The sequence below is a fragment of the Lentibacillus salicampi genome (assembly GCF_004565465.1).
GTDB lineage: Bacteria > Bacillota > Bacilli > Bacillales > Amphibacillaceae > Lentibacillus > Lentibacillus salicampi.
In genome coordinates, this window is the sequence record NZ_SRHY01000104.1 from 1 (window position 1) to 1,605 (window position 1,605).

At 36.9% G+C, this 1,605-nt stretch carries 2 protein-coding genes and 1 pseudogene; all 3 read right to left on the reverse strand.

From position 1 onward, the window contains the following. Window positions 1–317: pseudogene (locus E4U82_RS19495) on the reverse strand (hypothetical protein); the annotation flags it as partial. Next, on the reverse strand, window positions 304–552 hold the full coding sequence (locus E4U82_RS20740) for an SIR2 family protein (RefSeq protein WP_135111905.1): 249 nt from the start codon (window positions 550–552) through the stop codon (window positions 304–306). The gene E4U82_RS20740 and the pseudogene E4U82_RS19495, both read right to left, overlap by 14 nt. A gap of 646 nt (window positions 553–1,198) precedes the next feature. Continuing rightward, on the reverse strand, window positions 1,199–1,537 hold the full coding sequence (locus tag E4U82_RS19505; RefSeq protein ID WP_135111904.1) for an MFS transporter: 339 nt from the start codon (window positions 1,535–1,537) through the stop codon (window positions 1,199–1,201). Between the last annotated feature and the right edge of the window lie 68 nt (window positions 1,538–1,605).

Here is a 1,605-nt window from a genome sequence, read left to right on the forward strand (position 1 = left end):
ACTGTATCGCCCTTGGCAGCATCTGAAAATGCAATTTCTTCCTTTTGCTCAAATTTCGGTAAATCTCCTGAGCCTACAGCATTTAAAACTTCTTTGTATTTCTTAAATTCTTCATCACTCAATTCTCCACTGATTTGAAGCAGAATATCATCTCTTACTGCTGTATGGGAATAAAACATAGCATTCTCTTCCCCTAAGTCATCGTAATAAGATTTCATTTCTTCAAGATCAGTCTGATTATCATATCTGAAAATTCGTCCGCCTGAATCCTCACCGAGTGAAGGGATCAATAGTCTTTTTGCTTTATTCGCTTTCACTAATTGAATATCCTATAAAAATTACAGGATTTTTAGAAATGAGTGTAAGCAACTTCGCACTAAAAAGCTTTGCGTTGCTTCTAAAGTTACTATAATCACTACTTGCAATGACAATGTTATCTGGGTCAGTTATACAACCATGGATCTTATATAACTCTCCCTCTACATAGTTTAAATATCTTCGAAATGCTCCTTTTTTCCCTTCTTTTAATCGCCCAAGGTCAAAACCATCAATTTGTGGTCATTATACACCGTCTGTTTCAAAGCGATCTGAAAGAAGATGTTCAGGAAAAAGTAATTAAGGGAACTATAAGGTTATGGTGCCTCCCTATATAAAAGGTTATATGCCACTGAAAAATCATGCTGAATATGAAGATGCAGAACTGGTTATGCAAGGCCAGCGGCAACGTCAATAAGATTCACGCAGTGGAATATGTCAAGCTTGTTATGGGTAGTGAAATTTTGCCCATTATACGATCGAAAACCCGGGCTTATTTCTTCACCGGCGCAAAAAGGGTCTTATATCCTCAACATTACCCGAAATTTGTATTGATGAACGGGTAAACTCAGTTCCAGTCAAAACATTCATTTCATTTACGCGTATTTTGCATACCAAAATAAGTAATACTAAAATAGCCTAACAGAGTTTGAATATTTGAGCACTGTTACTATATTACTATAATAAACTTTACATGTACCGCTTGGACACAATCATTTAATTCCGAACAAACTTAAAAATCTATTAACATTTTCTAGTAGATTCACGTGTCCCCCCCCACCACCATCCCTATCCAAATCATGTGGATCTCCAGGCCCCTGTTCTTTGAAAAAATCTTGTACATCTGCCCGTGTAGCACAACAGATTCGCACTACTCTGCCTACTAATTGTCTTTCAAATTACGAGGAAAAATAAAACCTAATATACCAACTACTACAATCGCTCCAGTACTATAAAATACACCACCAAATCCCACAATAGTAGCTACGCCACCCATTGATATAGGAGTTAATAATTGGGTTAATCTGTTAATTGTTAATCTTAGACCCAAACCTTCGCCAATTTTATTATTGGGTAATGATTCTACAGTAGTAGCAATAGATAAAGGTTGTCCAATACCTAATCCAATTCCCAATACAAATGATAAAACGATTAGTAGTGTAGTGTTTGCGGCCGCAGTTTTTGTCCGCAACCATTTAAATTTAGCCAGAGAACCTGTCATAGGAAATTATACAAAAGAGCTGCCAAACGCTATGGCCATGGTATAATGGCCATAGCGTTTGGCAGCTC

Coding starts and splice junctions, on each gene's coding strand:
- E4U82_RS19505 (WP_135111904.1), bottom strand. CDS start 1,537: ATGACAGGTTCTCTGGCTAAATTTAAATGGTTGCGGACAAAAACTGCG.